Below are 4,090 nucleotides of genomic sequence, written 5' to 3'. Positions count from 1 at the left end.
CTTAATTTTACTGTTCATTCAAATTTTTCATTAGGGTATTATTGGAATATAGGAAATAATAACGATGGAACTATCCATTATAGTCACCATGGAGGAGGAATGGGTATGCAAAATGTGTTTTATGTTTATCCCGCATACAATATGGCTGTATCTATCATCACAAACGCCAGTACACAGGTTACAGGCGACTTACTTCATCTTGCCGCTAGGAGACTTTCGAATGATTTAAAACCGAATGGAAAAAAATCAATAGAAGAGGAAATTAGAGCTAAAACAATGAAAAATGTGGATGAAGGGATTGCTTTATATCATCAACTAAAGAAAGATAATATAGATGCATACGATTTTGGAAATCAAAATGCATTGAACAATCTTGGATATGAATTATTATCAAAAAACAAAGTAGAAGAAGCAATAAAAATATTTACATTATTGGTTTCCGAATTTCCAAAATTCCCGAATCCTTACGATAGTCTTGGAGAAGCTTATTTTATAAATAAGGAATATGAATTAGCTCTAAAAAACTACAAGGTATCTTTAGAGTTAAATCCAAACAATGAAGCTGCTGGTGAAATGATTGAAAAAATTGAAAAACTATTGGAGGAATAACTAATGCCAACAAAGTATATAAAAAATAGCGGTTTTGATACTTAAACGAAAGATAAATAATAAAACAAAGGTCTGTTATAAACCGAAAAGGTAATGCTTAAAATCCGCTACTTTTCATATACTAACCGTTGCCAGTAATGCGAAAATGAACAAATCGATAATCTTTATATTAATTATTTTGACCTTTGGTTGTGGAACCCGAAATCTAAATCGGATTTACATTCAAGACGATAAACACTATGGGGAACTTGAAAATGGAATACCTGAAAATGATACTTTAATAAAACTGAAAAATAAAAAAGGAACTGTAATAGGAATTGGAAAAATGGCAATTTCTGATAATAATGTTAGTGATTTAAAATTCAATTTGTGGAAAGAATTTGACTCGGACGGAATTTTAACTGCAGAAGGAAATTATAAAATAAGTTCTTTTATCGACTGTGGAATGGGTGGTGTATTCCGAGCGTTCTATTATTACCGAATTGGAAAATGGAAATACTTTAAGAAAAACGGAGAATTGGATTTTACACTCGATTTTGTTCCTAAAGAACATTTCGTAGATACCAGATGCGAAGGTGGAGATAAAATGATTTTCGGAATTGTAGAAACTATTCCATTAGAATATTGGGACAGAGTTAATGCAAATAAAATATATGAATTACAAAAGATTTCTAATTCTAATTCATACGGAACAACCACTATGATTCCATTAAACGGAAGAATATATTACGAAATAAATGATGATTTTTAAGACTAAAACACTACTGGCAACATCGTATAAAAATAATGCGTAGTTTAGTGCTTAATCAAAGGTTAGTGCTATTTTGTTACGTCTGATTTTCCTGTGGAAAATCCTCGCACACAAAACCGCACTATTCTTATACGTAACCGTTATGCCTAATTAGAAAAAATGATATAAAAATGTTCAAAATAAAAACTTACACAATAGTCCTTATTGGTATTTTCATTTCAACTCTTGTTGTATCCACTGAGGCTTTTTCTCAATCGAAGAATGTTAATGTAGAAAATACAATTGAATACTTTAACCAAAGAAATGAAGCCGTTGGTTTAGTCGAGAATGAAAAATGGCAAGAGGCTATTCCTATTTTAGAAAAACTTACACAAGCTTATCAAAAAGATGGTGACATATTCTATTTATTAGGACTTTCATATTACCAAGTTCAGCAGTATCCAAATGCCATAAATGCTCTTAAAAAAATCCTTGACCTGGGCGGGGGAACTGTTTTAACCGGCAATCCTGTGGGTTCTGATCCTTCAAATGACATTATGATTCAAATTGCGAAAGCATATTCGCTTAATGGTGACAAGGCCAATGCTCTGTTATGGTTGCAAAAAGGATTTGAGGCTCGTTATGACGAAAAACCCTTTATAATAGGTGATCCTGCCTTTGAAAGTTTTAATGATGATAAAGATTTTAAAGCACTATTTGGGATTGATACTGATGAGAACATAAGCAGAGAAATAGCTTGGGAAAAAGACTTGCGCTATCTTGAGAAGCGAATTAAGGAGTTGCAACATCCTAATAAAAAAGCATTGATCAAAACTGATTTTTCGAAATCAATTCAGGATATAATAAGCAACACATCTACTTTATCTGATGAGCAGATAGTAGTTGAGGTTATGAAAGTCGTCGGAAGTCTTGGAAGTGGACATAATTTAGTTCTCCCAACAACCCCAAAAATTGGTGCTTTAAAAAAACTACCTGTTCAATTTTATCAGTTCTCAGATGGGCTGTTTATCGTTGATGCAGAAGAAGGGTATGAACAATGGATTGGTTATGAAGTTATATCGATAGAAAACACGCCCGTAGAAGAAGCTCTTGTAAAAACGAATGTGGTAAATGCTAGAGATAATGATATGCAGGTACTTTGGTTGGGTCCTTATTATTTAGGACTGCCCGATGTGCTTCAAAGTTTAGCAATTATTAATGATACCAAAGAAATAGCGATTACTTTAAGCGACACAAAAGGAAATGCGCAGCAAGTTATAATGAATCCAGTTTCCTGGAACTTTACTGGTCTTGCAAAGATGCCAAGATTAAAAGTTGAAAAACAACCCTTGTTCTTATCTAAAAGAGATGATCTTTATTGGTACGAATTTCTTCCCGAACACAATGCTATCTTTATTCAGTTTAATTTGGTCGGGCAAAAAGAAGAGCAATCATTAAAAGATTTCAATATAGAGCTACGTGGGCAAATAGCTCAGAATAAGGTCCAAAACTTCATTTTAGATTTAAGGCATAATAATGGCGGAAATGGTGCAATCTTGGGCCCAATGATAAAAACCATCATCAATTTTGAAGCTGCAAATCCTGAAGGAACGATTTTCGTACTAGCCGGGCGAGAAACATTTTCCGCAGCACAGAATTTATTAACTAGAATTACAACAACTACTAATGCTGTTTTCGTAGGTGAGCCCAGTGGTTCCTCACCTAACTTCACAGGTGAATCCGGTTGGTTTAAGTTACCGTACTCAGGATTAATGGGGATTATTTCATCTCAGTATCACCAATCTTCCGAATCAGAAGATGATCGCAAATGGATTGCACCACATATCCCAGTAGCTCGGTCATCAACAGATTATTTTGCGGGAAATGACAAAGCAATGGATGTAATATTGGAAGTCATTAAATCATCAAGAAAATAAAAACTAGGCATAACAATGTATATAAGCCATTGTAAACGGCTCATATACTAGACCGTTAGCCTTCATTATAAGCAACCAATAACCAATGATAAAATTCTTTAGAAAAATTAGACAAAATTTACTTTCAGAAGGTAAAACTGGAAAGTATCTGAAATACGCAATTGGAGAAATTATTCTTGTTGTAATTGGGATTTTAATTGCAGTTTCCATAAATAATTGGAATGAAGCTCGAAAAGACAAAATTACAGAACAGAAAGTTTTGAAAACTCTTAGATCGAATTTTAAATCAAACATAACACAGTTACAGGATAATATCGGCGAAACTGAAATAATGGTTAGCGACATAAGCCAAATATTTAAATTATTTAGGATGACACAATCTGAATTAAGTTTAATTCCAATAGATAGTATTAAAACTGATATAAAAGGTTATGCCACTTTTAATCCGTCGGATGGTGCTCTAACGAGCCTTCTATTGTCGGGCGGATTAAATATTATCAATAATGATTCATTAAAAAATAAACTTACTAATTGGCCAAATTTAGTAAATGATGCAAAAGAGGATGAGAATATACTAGTTGAAAATATTACAAAAGATTTATGGAAACAGGTGTTAGGATACCAATCCTATATTAAAAACCCAAAGTTCAAGCTAAATAGATTAGTGATGTTTGATGACCTTATATTGCAAAACACTTTTTATGATATTTTTATAGGAGCTGACTATCAGATTTATATTTATAAAGAGTTGCAGAAAGAAATAGAAGAAATATTAATTCTTATTGATGAAGAAATTCGTTTGTGAAATAAAATA

The 4,090-nt window shown here is 32.5% G+C and carries 4 protein-coding genes; all 4 read left to right on the top strand.

The genetic code is table 11. The annotated features are described in order from the left end of the window. A partial coding sequence (locus AC15TD_RS15155) for a tetratricopeptide repeat protein (protein ID WP_484452983.1) occupies nt 1-609 on the top strand: 609 nt, incomplete at its 5' end. 145 nt (nt 610-754) lie between these two features. Further along, nucleotides 755-1,360, top strand: coding sequence for a hypothetical protein (locus AC15TD_RS15150; protein WP_484452982.1), 606 nt, complete (start codon nt 755-757; stop codon nt 1,358-1,360). Between the two features lie 170 nt (nt 1,361-1,530). Beyond that, a complete protein-coding gene (locus AC15TD_RS15145) occupies nt 1,531-3,276 on the top strand; it encodes a TPR end-of-group domain-containing protein (protein WP_484452981.1) in 1,746 nt (581 codons plus the stop codon). Between the two features lie 85 nt (nt 3,277-3,361). Then, nucleotides 3,362-4,081: a DUF6090 family protein gene (locus AC15TD_RS15140; RefSeq protein WP_484452980.1), complete on the top strand. Its 720-nt coding sequence runs from the start codon at nt 3,362-3,364 to the stop codon at nt 4,079-4,081. Nucleotides 4,082-4,090 lie beyond the last annotated feature (9 nt).

The sequence above is a fragment of the Yeosuana sp. genome, assembly GCF_057126245.1.
Note: the sequence above shows the minus strand (reverse complement) of the source record. Positions and strands in the feature narration are given on the sequence as shown.

Excerpts from the sequence above, each read along its gene's own strand:
- AC15TD_RS15150 (WP_484452982.1), top strand. The coding sequence starts at position 755 with ATGAACAAATCGATAATCTTTATATTAATTATTTTGACCTTTGGTTGT.
- AC15TD_RS15145 (WP_484452981.1), top strand. The coding sequence starts at position 1,531 with ATGTTCAAAATAAAAACTTACACAATAGTCCTTATTGGTATTTTCATT.
- AC15TD_RS15140 (WP_484452980.1), top strand. The coding sequence starts at position 3,362 with ATGATAAAATTCTTTAGAAAAATTAGACAAAATTTACTTTCAGAAGGT.